Source organism: Pseudomonas marincola (assembly GCF_900116605.1).
In the GTDB taxonomy this organism is placed as follows: Bacteria; Pseudomonadota; Gammaproteobacteria; order Pseudomonadales; family Pseudomonadaceae; genus Aquipseudomonas; species Aquipseudomonas marincola.
On sequence record NZ_FPBC01000013.1, the window covers coordinates 82,235 to 97,624 of the forward strand.

Consider the following 15,390-nt stretch of genomic DNA (forward strand, 5'->3'; position numbering starts at 1 on the left):
CTATGAAGAAGCAAAATATCAGCAGCGAAGAACTGGTCAAACTGGCCATTGCCGCGCTGGAAGACATCAAGGCGCAAGACATCACCACAATCGATGTGCGCGAAAAGACCAGCATCACCGATTTCATGGTCATCGCCAGCGGTACGTCGAGCCGTCACGTTAAGTCGCTGGTCGACAACGTGCTGGAAAAGGTCAAGGAACAAGGCGTTCGTCCAATTGGTAGCGAAGGTCTGGACACCGGGGAGTGGGCGCTGCTCGACCTTGGCGATATCGTGGTGCACGTAATGCTGCCGACTGCCCGTCAGTTCTATGACCTTGAGCGTCTGTGGCAAGGTGCAGAGCAGAGCCGTGCACAGCACGCGCCAGAGCACGACGCTGACCAAGAGTAAGGGCTGACTGCCGTGCGCATCAAATTGATCGCTGTTGGCTCGAAGATGCCGCGTTGGGTCGAAGACGGCTGGCAGGAGTACGCCAAGCGTATGCCGGCCGAGCTGTCGCTGGACCTGATCGAAATCCCGCTTACCACCCGCAGCAAGAATGCTGATGTGGCCCGCATGATTCGCCAGGAAGGTGAAGCCATGCTGGCCAAGGTTCAGCCGGGTGAACGCATCGTCACGCTTGAGGTCGAAGGTCGGCCATGGAGCACCGAGCAGTTGGCGGTTGAGCTGGACAAATGGCGACTCGATTCGCGCACAGTCAACCTGATGGTCGGTGGGCCGGAAGGGCTCGCGCCTGAAGTTCAGGCGCGCAGTGAGCAGCGTTGGTCGTTGTCGCCACTGACTTTGCCGCACCCGCTGGTGCGTATCCTGATTGGCGAACAGGTTTACCGGGCTTGGACAGTGTTGTCCGGCCACCCTTATCACAAGTAGTCAGCAGTCGCCGATGCCTCAACCGATTCGCCTAAAGGACCATGAAAAAGACGCACGCCTGATTCGTCGGCGCGCGATGGTCGGTGGAGCAGTGATTGTGGCACTGATCATGGTGCTCATCAGCCGCCTCTATTACTTGCAAGTGGTGCAGTACGAGTACCACTCGACGCTGTCTGAAAACAACCGTGTGCATGTTCAGCCGATCCCGCCTAACCGCGGCCTGATCTATGACCGCAACGGCGTTCTGATCGCCGATAACCGTCCCAGTTTCAGCCTGACCCTGACACGTGAGCGTGCCGGGGATTGGGAGCATGTGCTCGACGTAATCGTCGACGTGCTGGGGCTTACACCCGATGACCGCGAGCTGTTTGAGAAGCGCGTGCGCCAAGGGCGGCGGCCGTTTGAACCGGTGCCGGTATTGTTTGAGCTGAACGAAGAGCAGATCGCACGGCTTGCGATTAACCAGTTTCAGTTGCCGGGCGTGGATGTATCGGCTCAGTTGGTGCGCCATTATCCGCAAGGCGAGCACTTTGCTCACTCGGTCGGCTATGTCGGCCGGATCAACGAAACAGAGCTGAAAAAGCTCGATCCGGTGCAGTACAGCGGCACTCACCACATCGGTAAAACCGGTATCGAGCGTTACTATGAAGACCAGTTGCACGGTGAGGTCGGCTACGAAGAAGTCGAAACCAACGCGCGGGGGCGCGTTTTGCGGGTGCTCAACCATACCGACCCAAAACCGGGCGAAGACATTGTTCTGACCCTGGATATCAAACTCCAGGCCGCGGCGGAAAAGGCCCTCGGCGGACGTCGTGGCGCGATTGTGGCGATTCAGCCGAAGACCGGCGAGGTTCTGGCGATGGTCAGTCAGCCGAGCTTCGATCCGAATCCGTTCGTGACCGGGATCAGCTTCAAGGCCTACGCGGAACTGCGCGACTCGATTGACCGGCCGCTGTTCAACCGCGTGTTGCGCGGCCTGTATCCGCCAGGTTCCACTATCAAACCAATGATGGCCATTGCCGGGCTCGATGCAGGCGTGGTGACGCCGAACTCACGGGTTTTCGATCCGGGTTTCTATCAGTTGCCAAATAACACCCACAAATACCGTAACTGGAACCGTTACGGCGACGGCTGGGTGGACATGGATACTGCGCTGATGCGCTCCAATGACACGTATTTTTACGATTTGGCGCACAAGCTGGGCATCGATCGCATGCATGATTACATGACCAAATTTGGTCTGGGTCAGCGTGTCTCACTGGATATGTTCGAAGAAACCGCAGGCTTGATGCCTTCGCGAGACTGGAAACGCTCGCGCTATCGCCAAGCCTGGTATCCGGGCGAAACCCTGATTCTGGGTATCGGTCAGGGCTACATGCAAACAACGCCTTTGCAGTTGGCGCAGGCCGTGTCGCTGGTGGCGAGCAAGGGCAAGTGGATTCGTCCGCACCTGGCAAAAACTGTCGGCGACGTACCGCCTGTGGATGAAAATCCAGTCGAAGACATTGTGCTGCGCGACCCCAAATATTGGGATTACGCACGTCATGGCATGGAAGAAGTCGTCAACGGCGCACGCGGCACGGCACGTAAAATCGGTGCTGCCTCGGTGTACCGGATCGCCGGTAAGAGCGGTACGGCGCAGGTTGTAGCGATCAAACAGGGTGAGAAATACGACCGCAGCAAGGTGCGAGAGCGTCACCGTGACCACGCCTTGTTCGTCGGTTTTGCGCCGGCAAGTGACCCGGAAATCGCCGTGGCTGTAATGGTTGAGAACGGTGAATCTGGCTCGGGTGTTGCCGCGCCGGTCATGAAAGAGGTGATGGACGCCTGGCTGCTGGATGAAAACGGCCAGCTCAAGGCGGAATATGCGCCGCAAGTTGCAGCTCCCGCGGTAGAGGCGCAGACCAAAAATGAGTAATGGTTTCGATCGTACCCTGTCCGATGAAGACGTTCTGCGCCGCCGCGCGAGCCTGCTGCAGCGCATGCACCTGGACGGAATCCTGCTATTGCTGTTGCTGATCCTGGCCACGGGCAGCTTGTTCATTCTGTATTCCGCCAGCGGCAAGAACATTGATCTGCTGATGAAGCAAGCGTCGTCATTCGGTATCGGCCTGGTGGCGATGGTGATCATTGCCCAGATCGAGCCGCGCTTCATGGCGCGCTGGGTGCCGCTGGCCTACGTTGGCGGCGTGGCGTTACTGTTCGTGGTGGATGTCATGGGTCACAACGCCATGGGCGCCACGCGCTGGATCAATATTCCCGGGGTTATTCGCTTCCAGCCGTCCGAGTTCATGAAGATCATCATGCCGGCGACCATGGCCTGGTACCTGTCTAAACGCAGCCTGCCGCCGAGTCTCAAGCATATTTTTGTGTGTTTGATGCTAATCGGCGTCCCGGTGGTGTTGATTCTGGTTCAGCCGGATCTCGGCACCTCGCTGCTGGTGGTCACTTCCGGCGCCTTCGTGATGTTCATGGCGGGCTTGCAGTGGCGCTGGATTCTCGGCGCAGCCGCGGCGCTGGTGCCGGTGGCGGTGGCCATGTGGTTCTTTGTGCTGCATCAGTATCAGAAGCAGCGCGTACTGACCTTCCTCAATCCCGAGAGCGATCCGCTGGGCAGCGGCTGGAACATTATTCAGTCGAAAGCGGCGATCGGTTCCGGCGGTGTGCTGGGTAAAGGCTGGTTGATGGGGACGCAGTCGCATCTGGATTTTTTGCCGGAAAGCCATACCGACTTTATTATTGCGGTGCTTGCCGAAGAGTTCGGTCTGGTCGGCGTTTGCTTGCTGTTACTGGTTTATCTCCTATTAATCTGCCGCGGGCTGGTGATTACCGTGCAAGCGCAGACGCTGTTCGGTAAGCTCATGGCCGGCGCTTGGACAATGACGTTCTTCGTCTACGTATTCGTCAACATCGGGATGGTGAGCGGGTTGTTACCTGTGGTGGGGGTGCCATTGCCATTTATCAGCTATGGCGGGACTTCGCTGATCACGTTGTTGTCAGGTTTTGGGGTTTTGATGTCGATCCACACCCACCGTAAGTGGATTGCACAGGTTTAATTGGGGTTAATAATTTAATGCAAATACTGCGTCGCTGGGCTGTTAGGCATGCGCATTGGCTAGGTTTGGTTGGTGCGTTTGGTATGGCTCAGCAAGTTGCTGCTGCGGACTACCAGGGAACCCCCGAAGTGGATGGGTTCATCACGGAGATGGCGCGCGATTACGGATTTTCCAACAAGCAACTGACGGCGCTATTTGCCCAGGTCAATCGCAAGCAATCGATTATTGATGCGATTTCGCGGCCTGCCGAGCGGGTAAAACCGTGGAAAGAGTATCGGCCGATCTTCATCACTGACTCGCGGATCGCCCGTGGTGTGGACTTCTGGCGTCAGCACGAAGCCGCACTGACCCGTGCCGAGCAGACATACGGCGTGCCTGCGCAGTTTATTGTCGCGATTATTGGCGTCGAGACCTTCTACGGCGGCAACACCGGCAACTACCGCGTGATGGACGCCTTGTCGACGCTGGCATTCGATTACCCGGCGCGTGCGCCGTTCTTCCGCAAGGAATTGCGCGAGTTCCTCATGCTGGCGCGTGAAGAGCAGGTCGATCCGCTGACCCTGAAAGGCTCGTACGCCGGCGCAATGGGCTTGCCGCAGTTTATGCCGAGCAGCTTTCGCGCCTACGCGGTCGACTTTGACGGTGACGGCCATATCAATATCTGGACCGACCCGGACGATGCCATCGGCAGCGTTGCCAGTTACTTCAAGCAGCACGGCTGGTTGGCAGGCGAGGCAGTTGCCAGCAAAGCCAGCGTCAGCGGTGATAAAGTCGACCAGGGCCTGACCCCGGCACTCGACCCGGTGATGAATGTTGCAGAACTGCGTAGCCTTGGATGGACCAGCGCTGATAAGCTGGACGACGAATTGCCGGTAACGGCTTTCCGCCTTGAAGGTGCTGCAGGGGATGAGTACTGGATGGGTTTGCCGAATTTCTATGTTATTACGCGCTATAACCGCAGCGTGATGTATGCAATGGCCGTCAACCAGTTGGCAGAGCTGCTGGTGGAAGCCAAGGGGGGCAACTGATGTCTCAACGTCGGTACAAGCTTGCGGCGTTCGCGGTGACCACATTGCTGGTCGCGAGCTGTACTTCCAGCCGTGCACCGCAGCCCACTGCGCCAAGTGTATCGAGTGGCGGCGGGTTGTCGGGGCCGAGCGACTACAATCGCCCGCATCGTGACGGCGCGCCCTGGTGGGATGTCGACATCTCGCGCATTCAGGATGCTGTCCCCACCGTTCATAACGGTGCCTACAAAGCCAGCCCCTACACGGTATTCGGCAAGAAGTACTTCCCGTTAAGCGACTCGACGTCATACAAGGCAGTCGGCCCCGCTTCCTGGTACGGTACCAAGTTCCACGGCCAGGCGACCGCCAACGGCGAAACCTACGACTTGTACGCCATGAGTGCGGCGCATAAAACCTTGCCGCTGCCGAGTTACGTGCGCGTCACCAACCTTGAAAACGGCAAGAGTGTGATCGTGCGGGTTAACGACCGCGGTCCGTTCTACTCTGACCGGATTATCGACTTGTCGTTTGCCGCCGCGAAAAAGCTCGGCTATGCCGAAAAAGGCACCGCACAGGTCAAGGTTGAAGGCATCGACCCGGAAAAATGGTGGGCTCAGCAGGGTAAACGCGCGCCGTCGATGATGGCGCTGCCGACTCAGCCTTCGACGCCGAAGACCATTGCTCAGGTGTCTGCCGAGCCGATCGAGCAATACTCGCCGCCGGTAACACAGCATGCTGCCGCCACGCTCCCGGTCGAGATTGACTCAAAAAAAAACGCTTCAGTCGCAGCCTCTGGCCTGTATCTCCAAGTGGGAGCCTTCGCCAATCCGGACGCTGCGGAGCTACTCAAGGACAAGCTGAGCACAACAGTGGCTGCGCCCGTGTTTATCAGCTCAGTGGTGCAAAACCAGAAGATACTGCACCGCGTACGCCTGGGGCCGATCAGCAGCCCGGGCGAGGCTGAACAAATGCAGGACAGTATTCGTTTGGCCAACCTGGGCCAGCCCCGGTTGGTTAAGCCGGAGTAGCGGCGGGGCACTAATTGCCCGCTCGCCTGACTAAGCAAGACCTGTGCAGCGCAGACTCTGCGCTGCAGCGTTACTCAAATCAGCCCATTCGGGCCAGTTCGACCATCAGCAACCTTGAGAGACAGATGAATATCACCCGTTTTACCCACCGCGCCCTGTTGTCACTCCTGCTGCTTACCACGCCAGCTGTCTGGGCTGCCCAGATGGCCATTCCGGCGTCTCCGCAATTGGCCGCCAAGTCGTATGTCCTGATGGACGCCGAGAGCGGTCAGGTTCTGGTCGAGAACCAGGGTGATCAGCGCCTGCCGCCTGCCAGCCTGACCAAGCTGATGACCGCGTACATTGCGACGCTGGAAATCAACAAGGGTCAGATCAGCGAAGAAGACCCGGTCACCATCAGTGAGCACGCCTGGCGTACTGGCGGTTCGCGGATGTTCGTCAAGGTCAACACTCAGGTTGCCCTGAAAGACCTGCTGCACGGCATCATTATCCAGTCGGGTAACGACGCCAGCGTTGCAGTGGCCGAGCACATTGCCGGCAGCGAAGACGCGTTCGCCGACATGATGAACAACACCGCGAAAACCCTGGGCATGACCGAAAGTCACTTCATGAACGCGACAGGTCTGCCTAACCCGGACCACTACTCGTCGGCGCACGACATGGCCCGTCTGGCTCGCGCGATCATTTACGAAGATCCGGCGCACTACGAGATTTACTCGCAGAAAGAGTTTCTCTGGAACAACATCAAGCAGCCTAACCGCAACCTGCTGCTGTGGCGCGACAAAACCGTTGATGGCCTGAAAACCGGCCACACCGAAGAAGCCGGCTACTGCCTGGTTGCCTCTGCTGTACGTGATGGCATGCGCCTGATCGCCGTGGTATTCGGTACCAACAGCGAACAAGCTCGCGCTGCTGAAACACAGAAGCTGCTGACTTACGGTTTCCGCTTCTTCGAAACCCGCACGTTCTACAAGAAGGGGGCTGAGCTGACCGCAGCTGACGTCTGGAAAGGCAATGCGCGTCAAATCAAAGCCGGTCTGGCCAAAGACCTGACCCTGACCCTGCCAAAAGGTCAGCTTGATCAACTGCAGGCCAGCATGACGGTCAACCCGCAGCTCATGGCACCCATCGCTCAAGGTGACGTGATCGGTAAAGTTGAAGTCAAACAAGGTGACAAGGTTGTCCACAGCGCAGATCTGGTCGCGCTGGAAGCTGTCGACGAAGGTGGCTTCTTCCGCCGTGTGTGGGATAGCATTCGTCTATTCTTCTACGGATTGTTCAACTGATATTAGCGTGCGCGCGCCTACACGGTGCGCGCATCTCTGGACGGGCCACAAGCCTCTGGATGCCATGACTGATACTGAAACTGCTGCACCTAAAATCGAGTTTCCCTGCGAGCGTTATCCGATCAAAGTGATTGGTGATGCTGGCGACGGATTCCTGGATCTGATTATTGAAGTGGTTCAGCGCCACGCGCCTGACTTTGATACCAGCACTGCCGTGATGCGCGACAGCCGCAACGGTCGCTTTATTTCTGTGCAGGTACTGATCACCGCGACCGGCGTTGAGCAACTGCAGGCGATTCATGTCGACCTGCGTGCGACGGGTCGCGTACACATGGTGTTGTGATGAGCCAGGTCGGATTTCGCGAGCTGGGGCTGCTCGACTATGAACCTGTGTGGCACGCCATGCAGCACTTCACGGACACCCGCAACGCGGATACGACAGACGAAATCTGGTTGTTGCAACACAATGCTGTGTTCACCCAGGGCCAGGCGGGTAAAGCCGAGCATGTCCTGTTTCCCGGTGACATTCCGGTGGTTCAGGTCGACCGGGGTGGCCAGGTAACTTATCATGGCCCCGGCCAGCTGGTGGCTTACCTGATGCTGGATGTTCGCCGCTCGACCATGGGCGTGCGCCAATTGGTCAGCCGTATCGAGCAAAGCCTGATAGAGACGCTGGCCAGTTACAATGTCACGGCTTATGCCAAGCCAGATGCGCCTGGCGTTTATGTCGACGGCGCGAAGATCGCATCCCTCGGCTTGCGTATCCGTAACGGTCGCTCGTTTCATGGCCTGGCCCTGAATGTCGACATGGATCTGCAGCCTTTCCAGCGCATAAACCCCTGCGGTTATGCCGGGCTTGCGATGACCCAGTTGAAAGACTGTGTCGACACACCAATAGAATTCTCCGAGGTTAGTGCCCGGCTGCGTGACCAGCTCGTCAAACACCTCGACTACGCAGAACAGAAGACCCTCGCGGGCGGAATTGACTGATGAGCACTGTGGAAACAGCCGGCAAACCGGCCAAGGTTGAGGTAGGTGTAAAGCTGCGCGGCGCAGAGAAAATGGCGCGCATTCCGGTAAAGATCATCCCGACTGATGAACTGCCGAAAAAGCCTGACTGGATTCGTGTACGCATTCCGGTTTCGCCGGAAGTCGACCGGATCAAGCAACTGCTGCGCAAGCACAAGCTGCACAGCGTCTGTGAAGAAGCGTCCTGCCCGAACCTCGGCGAATGCTTCTCGGGCGGTACCGCGACATTCATGATCATGGGTGACATCTGCACCCGTCGCTGCCCGTTCTGCGACGTCGGCCATGGCCGTCCGAAGCCATTGGATGTTGATGAGCCGAAGAACCTCGCGGTGGCGATTGCCGACCTCAAACTCAAATACGTGGTTATCACTTCGGTAGACCGTGACGACCTGCGTGACGGCGGTGCTCAGCACTTCGTGGATTGCCTGCGTGAAATCCGCAAGCTGTCGCCAAACGTGCAGCTTGAAACCCTGGTTCCCGACTACCGTGGCCGTATGGACGTCGCGCTGGCGATTACCGCCAACGAGCCGCCAGATGTGTTCAACCACAACCTTGAAACCGTACCGCGCCTGTACAAAGCCGCGCGTCCGGGTTCGGACTTCGAGTGGTCGCTGGACCTGCTGCAGAAGTTCAAGGAACTGGTTCCTGGCGTACCAACCAAATCGGGCCTGATGCTCGGCCTGGGCGAGACCGACGAGGAAGTTATCGAAGTCATGAAGCGCATGCGCGAACACGACGTCGATATGCTGACCCTCGGCCAGTACCTGCAACCTTCGCGCAACCACTTGCCGGTGCAGCGCTTTGTGCACCCGGACGTATTTGCCTGGTTTGCCGAAGAAGGCCTGAAGATGGGCTTCAAGAACGTCGCCTCAGGCCCGCTGGTGCGTTCTTCGTATCATGCGGATCAGCAAGCGCACGAAGCAAAAGAGGCCAAGAAAACGTCTTTGATTTGATCAGAGCGTCCCAGCCCCACAAAAAAGGCGACCTTCGGGTCGCCTTTTTTGTGGCCGTGATTCAGCGTAGGGCAGGGTTGAAGTGCGCTGCGCAATGACGGATAAACCAGAGGCTTATCCGTCAGGCTGTTGGTTACTTGCGCAATTGTTGCAGCAGCTCGAAGCTCGGATAACCATCGGCGGGCTCGCCTTGCTGTTGCTGGAACTCACGCACGGCCTTGCGGGTGTTGGCGCCGATAATGCCATCGGCCTTGCCCGGCTCGAAGCCCTTGCGCGCCAGCAGCTCTTGCAGCTCTATACGCTCGTGGCGGCCGAGTTGGCGGTCATCCTTTGGCCAAGTGGCGCGAATGCCCGGTGCGCCGCGCAGGACGTCGCTGAGCAGGCCAATCGCCAAGGCGTATGAGGTCGAGTTGTTGTAACTCAAAATACTGCGGAAGTTGCTGAACACCAGAAATGCCGGGCCGCGATGGCCAGCCGGTAACAGCAAGGAGGCTTTGGCATCGGCGTTTACACTCGGCATGCTGCCGAACGCCGGGCGTACGCCAAGGGTTTGCCACTGGCTCAGGGTTCTGCTGACTTCTGGCGCTGCATGCGAATAATCGAACTCGCTCGGCAGACGAACTTCAAAGCCCCAGGGTTGATTGAATTTCCAGCCGGACTGTTGCAGGTAATGGGCAGCGGAACCCAGAGCGTCTGCCGAGGAATACCAGACGTCGCGTTTGCCGTCGCCATCAAAGTCGACTGCATGTTCGTTGTAGGTTGTTGGCATGAACTGGGTCTGGCCCATCGCGCCGGCCCATGAGCCCACGAGTTTCTCCGGGCTGACATCGCCATGTTGGAGAATCTGCAACACGGCCAGCAACTGGCTGCGCCAGAACACCTGGCGGCGGCCTTCATAGGCGAGGGTCGCCAATGAGCGCACCACATTGAAGTTGCCAATATTGCCGCCGAAGTTGCTCTCCATGCCCCAGATCGCAACCAGCGTTTCACGGTTAACCTGATAACGCTGCTCGATCTTGTCGAGGGTCAGGCGTTCTTTGGCCAGCAAGCTACGGCCCTGATCGACGCGCTGTGATGACACCGCACCTTCGATGTATTCCCACACGGGACGGGAGAATTCCGGTTGGCTGCTGTCGGCTCTGATAACCGATGGGTTCGGGGTAATGCCGGCAAAGGCGCGGTCGAATACCTGCGGGGAAACACCAGCGGCCATCGCATCACTGCGCAGCAGGTCGCGCCACTCGCTGAAGCTCAATTGCGGTGTGGGTTCTTCAGCACGACTGATAGTCGGGCTGGCAGTCGTTTTCTCCTGCTGCACGCCAGTCGATGCCGCCAGCGGTTGAGCCGGGGCCTCGGAGCATGCGCCCAAGAGCAGCATTGTGCTCACTATTGCAGTGTGGCTCAGGCCACGGAAAAACAGATTTGGCATAGCGATCTCAGCACGTTTTGCGAGCAGCTACGATATCACGAATGCGTCTGCATGCGGTCTGTAGCGGGTATTTCAAGCAGCCATAACGAATGAAGCCTCCCAGTTTTGCTGGGAGGCTTCGCGTTGGTAACTGCCTTTGCCTTTTTTCGGTTTCTGCTGCTGGCTGCGAAACAGTGGCTGGGCGATGATTGATTTGGCGCGGTGACGGCCATTACTGGTTTTCTTAGCCATGATTGTCCTCATACGGCTGGATCGAACAGCTGCGAATAATGCGCGGCTGTTCAATTATTGTCCAGAGGTAAGGTAGTGGCGCTGGTGTCGGGCCAATTTCAGAAGGCTGTGGCGCCACTAATGCTCAGGCGTTTGCCGCACAGGCTGAGTGTCAGCAGGCTGAGCCCGCTCCACGCATCGCCAGCAGCCTGGCCTTTGATTTGCGCGTCAATGCGCTGAGCATCTTGCAGCATGCCAGCCAGACGCTCGGCGCTGTGGCGCTGCAAGGCCTTGCTAACCAGTGGGCGACGCTTGTCCCAAACGGGTGGGCGTGCCGAGCTGAACGCTTTGTCGAGCGGGATATTCTGATGGCTGTGCTGATGCGCAATGGTCGCCAGCACACGTAATTCGCGGGCCAGTGCCCAGAGGATTACCGGCGGCTCGACACCTTCTCCGCGCAGGCCTTCAAGCATGCGTAGCGCATGTGCGGCTTCGCCGTTGAGCACCGCGTCGATAAGGCCGAATACGTCGAAACGCGCGCTGTCGGCAACCGCCGCGTGCACGGTACTGGCGTCGACCTGATCGCCTTCAGCCAGCAGTTTTAGTTTTTCGATTTCCTGAGCGGCGGCGAGCAGGTTGCCCTCGACGCGCACGGCAATCATCTCCACCGCTTCCTGAGTCGCGCTAAGCCCGGCTTGGGCCATGCGCTGGCGAATCCATGAAGCCAGCTGGTTGCTGTCTACCGGCCAGATCTGCATGAACTGCACATCCTTGCCGTCGATCAGCGCCTTGGCCCATTTGCTTTTCTGGGTATTGCCGTCGAGCTTGGGCAGGCTTATCAGCAGCACGGTGTCTTCAGCGGGGCGGGCCAGATACTCAAGCAGCGCTGCGCCTTTATCGCTGGGTTTACCGTTGGGGATTCGCAGTTCGAGCAGACGTTTCTCTGCAAACAGCGACAGGCTGGCGCCTGCCTGCAACAAGTTGCCCCAATCGTAATTGGCCTCGGCATTGAATACCTGGCGCTCACTGAAGCCTTGCTCGCGCGTTGCCGCGCGAATAGCGTCGCAGGCTTCCTGGCAGAGCAGCGGCTCATCGCCGCTGACTACGTACACAGGTGCAAGGTTGCCCTGTAGGTGTTTGCCGAGTTGTGCCGGGGCCAGTTTCATCTGCGATCAGGGCTCACGCCTCAAGGTGCGGTTGCAGGCACATTGAGTTCGATTGGCGACTGTTGCGGCTGTGCGGCGCGCTTCTGCTTGGAGGCTTCGAGTGCTTGTGCTTCGGCCTCAGCGTTGGCTTGTGCGGTTTGCTGCAACTGATCTAGTTCGGCCGGGGTGATTTGCTGCAGGCGTTGTGACAACTGGCGGACCAGATCACGGCGCATTTCTTCGCGTTGCTGGCTGGATTCCTGATCGGAGCCTGCTAGGTTGTTGCCGTCCTGCACGAAGTAGCTTTGGACTTCGAGCTGGTTGTTCATCAGCAGCAGATCATTGCTGCCGCGGATCTCGTAATCGAGCGCACTGGTCAGCTGGATTTCGGCGCTGCGCGCAGAGCTTGTGTAGCTGGCAGTGCGCTGTGATTCGCGCTCATTGGCCAACACCAGCGTGTAGGGCGCACTCGCGTGAACCTTGACGCCGTTATTCTCGAGCATTTCCTCAACATCTTTGGCCAGCGGGCCGTAGGCATTGCGCGCGGTGACATTAAGTTCGTCAAGCGCATAGTGCTCCACACCCGTGCCGCGCAGTTGAAAGCCGCAGGCGCCGAGGAGGGTGCTCAAGACAATGACCAACAGGTTCCGTTTCAGCATCTTTGTATCCCCTAAACAAGCTGCTTGGCGCGCGTGTTGAAACGCGCGCCAAGCTTTATCAGTTGGCGACAATATTGACCAGTTTACCTGGCACCACAATCACTTTGCGGATGCTCAGGCCTTCGGTAAAGCGCAGCACGCCTTCATTGGCACGTGCTTGTGCTTCGATCTCTTCGCGGCTGGCCGAGGCCGGCATTTCAATTTGCCCGCGCAGCTTGCCGTTCACCTGAATCACCAGCGTCAGGGTGTCTTGCACCAGCGCTGATTCATCAAGCGGCGGCCATTGTGCGTCGATGGCGGCGCCTTCTTGGCCCAGTTGCTGCCACAGTTCATGGCTGATGTGCGGGGTGATCGGTGCCAGCAGCAGGGCTACTGTTTCAATACCTTCCTGCATCAGCGCACGGTCCTGATCGGCGCTGTTAGGCGCTTTCTCCAGCACGTTCATCAGCGTCATCACGGCAGCAATCGCCGTGTTGAATTTGTGATGCTGGCCAATGTCCTGAGTCGCTTGTTTGATGGCCAGGTGAATGGCGCGGCGCACTTCTTTCTGTGCATCGCTCAGCTCACCTTGCAGCTTGGCGCCCGGCAGACCGGCACTGACGTGGGCCTGAGCCAGACGCCAGACACGGCGCAGGAAGCGGTTCGCGCCTTCAACGCCCGAGTCGGACCATTCGAGGCTCATGTCGGGTGGCGATGCAAACATCATGAACAGACGGCAGGTATCCGCGCCGTACTGGTCAATCATGGCTTGCGGGTCGACGCCGTTGTTCTTCGACTTGGACATCTTCTCGGTGCCGCCGATTTCAACCGGCAGGCCATCCGATTTGAGCTTGGCCGCAGTGACCTTGCCCTTGGCGTCACGCTCGATTTCGACGTCGGCCGGGTTGAACCAGTCTTTGCCGCCGTTATCGGTAGTGCGGTAGTAGGTGTCCGCGACAACCATGCCCTGAGTCAGCAGGTTCTTGAACGGCTCGTTGGAGTTGAGCAGGCCTTCGTCACGCATCAGCTTGTGGAAGAAGCGCGCATACAGCAGGTGCAAAATGGCGTGTTCGATGCCGCCGATGTACTGGTCAACCGGCAACCAGTGATTGGCTGCAGCCGGATCAACCATGCCGCCGGTGTAGTTTGGCGAGGCGTAGCGGGCGAAGTACCAGGACGACTCGACGAAAGTGTCCATGGTGTCGGTTTCGCGCTTGGCCGGTGCGCCGCATTTCGGGCAGCTGCACTCGTAGAATTCAGGCATGCGCGCCAATGGCGAACCTGCACCGTCTGGCACTACATCTTCAGGCAGTACGACGGGCAACTGGTCTTCCGGCACCGGTACGTCACCGCAGGTATCGCAGTGTACGATCGGGATCGGGCAGCCCCAGTAACGCTGACGGCTGATGCCCCAGTCACGCAGACGGAACTGGGTGCGGGATTTGCCCAGGTTCTTTTTCAACAGAGCCACTTCGATGGCGTCGAAAGCGCCAGCGAAGTCGAGGCCGTTGAAATCACCGGAATTGATCAGCTCGCCGTGCTCGCCATAGGCTTCTTGCCACGGGGCTACGGTTTCGTCACCGGCGCTGGTACGAACCACTGCCTTGATCGGCAGGTTGTACTTGGTGGCGAACTCGAAATCGCGCTCGTCGTGAGCCGGTACCGCCATCACCGCGCCGTCGCCGTAATGCATGAGCACGTAGTTGGCGACCCACACCGGCAGCTTCTCGCCAGTCAGCGGATGCTCGACCAGCAAGGCAGTCGGCATGCCTTTCTTTTCCTGAGTGGCGATGTCAGCTTCAGCTACGCCGCCACGCTTGCATTCATCAATGAACGCCTGCAGTTCCGGGTTGCCCTGCGCCGCCTGAGTGGCGAGCGGGTGTTCGGCCGCAACGGCAACATAGGTTGCGCCCATCAAGGTGTCCGGGCGGGTGGTAAAGACTTTCAGCTCGCCGCTGCTGCCGATGCTGGCAGTATCGTATGGGAAGCAGACTTCCATGCCGCGCGATTTGCCGATCCAGTTGCGCTGCATGGTCTTGACCTGCTCAGGCCAGCCATCCAGTTCATCAAGACTGGTCAAGAGTTCATCCGCATAAGCGGTGATCTTGAAGTAGTACATCGGGATTTCGCGCTTCTCGATCAGCGCGCCACTGCGCCAGCCGCGACCGTCGATAACCTGCTCGTTCGCCAGAACGGTCTGGTCGACCGGGTCCCAGTTCACGCTGCCGTTCTTACGGTAGATCACGCCTTTTTCGAACAGGCGGGTGAACAGCCACTGCTCCCAACGGTAGTAGTCAGGCTTGCAGGTGGTGACTTCACGCGACCAATCGATGGCCAGGCCCAGGCTCTTGAGCTGGGTCTTCATGTAATCGATGTTTTCGTAGGTCCACTTGGCTGGCGCGACCTTGTTCTTCATGGCGGCGTTTTCCGCCGGCATGCCAAAGGCGTCCCAGCCCATCGGCTGCAGTACGTTCTTGCCCTGCATACGCTGGTAGCGGGCAATCACGTCACCGATGGTGTAGTTGCGCACGTGGCCCATGTGCAACTTGCCGCTCGGGTAGGGGAACATCGACAGGCAATAGAATGTTTCCTTGCCTGGCTGTTCACTCACTACAAAGGATTTCTGCGCGTCCCACTGGGATTGCGCGGCGGCTTCGATTTCGCGTGGCTGATACTGTTCGTGCATGGCTACTTGCGCTATGGAATGAGGGCTTTAACGGGCGACGTAAAGGCAGTTGTG

15 protein-coding genes are annotated in these 15,390 nt (G+C 58.5%); 10 read left to right on the forward strand and 5 right to left on the reverse strand.

Annotation, left to right across the window (positions count from 1 at the left end; translation table 11 throughout):
• Nucleotides 1-17 precede the first annotated feature (17 nt).
• From rsfS to lipA, 10 genes are all read left to right on the forward strand, one after another.
• Nucleotides 18-389 (forward strand): ribosome silencing factor, encoded by a 372-nt coding sequence (gene rsfS, locus BM395_RS18465; RefSeq protein WP_069900789.1) that lies wholly within the window; start codon nt 18-20, stop codon nt 387-389.
• 12 nt (nt 390-401) lie between these two features.
• Nucleotides 402-869: a 23S rRNA (pseudouridine(1915)-N(3))-methyltransferase RlmH gene (rlmH, locus tag BM395_RS18470; protein ID WP_069900745.1), complete on the forward strand. Its 468-nt coding sequence runs from the start codon at nt 402-404 to the stop codon at nt 867-869.
• A 13-nt stretch (nt 870-882) separates the two neighbouring features.
• Nucleotides 883-2,787 (forward strand): penicillin-binding protein 2, encoded by a 1,905-nt coding sequence (mrdA, locus tag BM395_RS18475; RefSeq protein WP_090514697.1) that lies wholly within the window; start codon nt 883-885, stop codon nt 2,785-2,787.
• A gap of 34 nt (nt 2,788-2,821) precedes the next feature.
• The gene (rodA, locus tag BM395_RS18480; RefSeq protein WP_170827776.1) at nt 2,822-3,925 is read left to right on the forward strand and encodes a rod shape-determining protein RodA; all 1,104 of its coding nucleotides are present in this window, start codon (nt 2,822-2,824) and stop codon (nt 3,923-3,925) included.
• 17 nt (nt 3,926-3,942) lie between these two features.
• Complete coding sequence (gene mltB, locus BM395_RS18485; RefSeq protein ID WP_090514699.1) at nt 3,943-4,953, forward strand: lytic murein transglycosylase B; 1,011 nt, start codon at nt 3,943-3,945, stop codon at nt 4,951-4,953.
• Nucleotides 4,953-5,960, forward strand: coding sequence for a septal ring lytic transglycosylase RlpA family protein (locus BM395_RS18490; protein WP_090514702.1), 1,008 nt, complete (start codon nt 4,953-4,955; stop codon nt 5,958-5,960). Before mltB ends, BM395_RS18490 begins: the two co-directional genes overlap by 1 nt.
• Nucleotides 5,961-6,085: 125 nt before the next feature.
• On the forward strand, nt 6,086-7,246 hold the full coding sequence (locus tag BM395_RS18495) for a D-alanyl-D-alanine carboxypeptidase family protein (RefSeq protein ID WP_069900750.1): 1,161 nt from the start codon (nt 6,086-6,088) through the stop codon (nt 7,244-7,246).
• 64 nt (nt 7,247-7,310) lie between these two features.
• Complete coding sequence (locus tag BM395_RS18500) at nt 7,311-7,589, forward strand: DUF493 domain-containing protein (RefSeq protein WP_069900751.1); 279 nt, start codon at nt 7,311-7,313, stop codon at nt 7,587-7,589.
• Nucleotides 7,589-8,236 carry a lipoyl(octanoyl) transferase LipB gene (lipB, locus tag BM395_RS18505; protein WP_090514705.1) on the forward strand — a complete coding sequence of 216 codons (648 nt, stop codon included), beginning with the start codon at nt 7,589-7,591 and terminating at the stop codon, nt 8,234-8,236. The genes BM395_RS18500 and lipB overlap by 1 nt, the downstream gene beginning before the upstream one ends.
• Complete coding sequence (lipA, locus tag BM395_RS18510; protein WP_069900753.1) at nt 8,236-9,228, forward strand: lipoyl synthase; 993 nt, start codon at nt 8,236-8,238, stop codon at nt 9,226-9,228. Before lipB ends, lipA begins: the two co-directional genes overlap by 1 nt.
• Nucleotides 9,229-9,361: 133 nt before the next feature.
• On the opposite strand, the gene BM395_RS18515 is transcribed toward lipA, so the two are convergent.
• The 5 genes from BM395_RS18515 to leuS form a co-directional block, all read right to left on the reverse strand.
• Nucleotides 9,362-10,657 carry a lytic murein transglycosylase gene (locus BM395_RS18515; RefSeq protein WP_090514707.1) on the reverse strand — a complete coding sequence of 432 codons (1,296 nt, stop codon included), beginning with the start codon at nt 10,655-10,657 and terminating at the stop codon, nt 9,362-9,364.
• Between the two features lie 72 nt (nt 10,658-10,729).
• A complete protein-coding gene (gene arfA, locus BM395_RS18520) occupies nt 10,730-10,888 on the reverse strand; it encodes an alternative ribosome rescue factor ArfA (protein WP_069900755.1) in 159 nt (52 codons plus the stop codon).
• Between the two features lie 98 nt (nt 10,889-10,986).
• Nucleotides 10,987-12,033, reverse strand: a complete 1,047-nt coding sequence (gene holA / locus BM395_RS18525; protein WP_090514709.1) for a DNA polymerase III subunit delta — start codon at nt 12,031-12,033, stop codon at nt 10,987-10,989.
• Nucleotides 12,034-12,053: 20 nt separating this feature from the next.
• On the reverse strand, nt 12,054-12,671 hold the full coding sequence (locus BM395_RS18530) for an LPS-assembly lipoprotein LptE (protein ID WP_090514712.1): 618 nt from the start codon (nt 12,669-12,671) through the stop codon (nt 12,054-12,056).
• Between the two features lie 58 nt (nt 12,672-12,729).
• Nucleotides 12,730-15,336, reverse strand: a complete 2,607-nt coding sequence (leuS, locus tag BM395_RS18535) for a leucine--tRNA ligase (protein WP_090514715.1) — start codon at nt 15,334-15,336, stop codon at nt 12,730-12,732.
• Nucleotides 15,337-15,390: the final 54 nt, after the last annotated feature.

Coding starts and splice junctions, on each gene's coding strand:
- mrdA (WP_090514697.1), top strand. CDS start 883: ATGCCTCAACCGATTCGCCTAAAGGACCATGAAAAAGACGCACGCCTG.
- mltB (WP_090514699.1), top strand. CDS start 3,943: ATGCAAATACTGCGTCGCTGGGCTGTTAGGCATGCGCATTGGCTAGGT.
- BM395_RS18490 (WP_090514702.1), top strand. CDS start 4,953: ATGTCTCAACGTCGGTACAAGCTTGCGGCGTTCGCGGTGACCACATTG.
- BM395_RS18495 (WP_069900750.1), top strand. CDS start 6,086: ATGAATATCACCCGTTTTACCCACCGCGCCCTGTTGTCACTCCTGCTG.
- BM395_RS18500 (WP_069900751.1), top strand. CDS start 7,311: ATGACTGATACTGAAACTGCTGCACCTAAAATCGAGTTTCCCTGCGAG.
- lipB (WP_090514705.1), top strand. CDS start 7,589: ATGAGCCAGGTCGGATTTCGCGAGCTGGGGCTGCTCGACTATGAACCT.
- lipA (WP_069900753.1), top strand. CDS start 8,236: ATGAGCACTGTGGAAACAGCCGGCAAACCGGCCAAGGTTGAGGTAGGT.
- BM395_RS18515 (WP_090514707.1), bottom strand. CDS start 10,657: ATGCCAAATCTGTTTTTCCGTGGCCTGAGCCACACTGCAATAGTGAGC.
- arfA (WP_069900755.1), bottom strand. CDS start 10,888: ATGGCTAAGAAAACCAGTAATGGCCGTCACCGCGCCAAATCAATCATC.
- holA (WP_090514709.1), bottom strand. CDS start 12,033: ATGAAACTGGCCCCGGCACAACTCGGCAAACACCTACAGGGCAACCTT.
- BM395_RS18530 (WP_090514712.1), bottom strand. CDS start 12,671: ATGCTGAAACGGAACCTGTTGGTCATTGTCTTGAGCACCCTCCTCGGC.
- leuS (WP_090514715.1), bottom strand. CDS start 15,336: ATGCACGAACAGTATCAGCCACGCGAAATCGAAGCCGCCGCGCAATCC.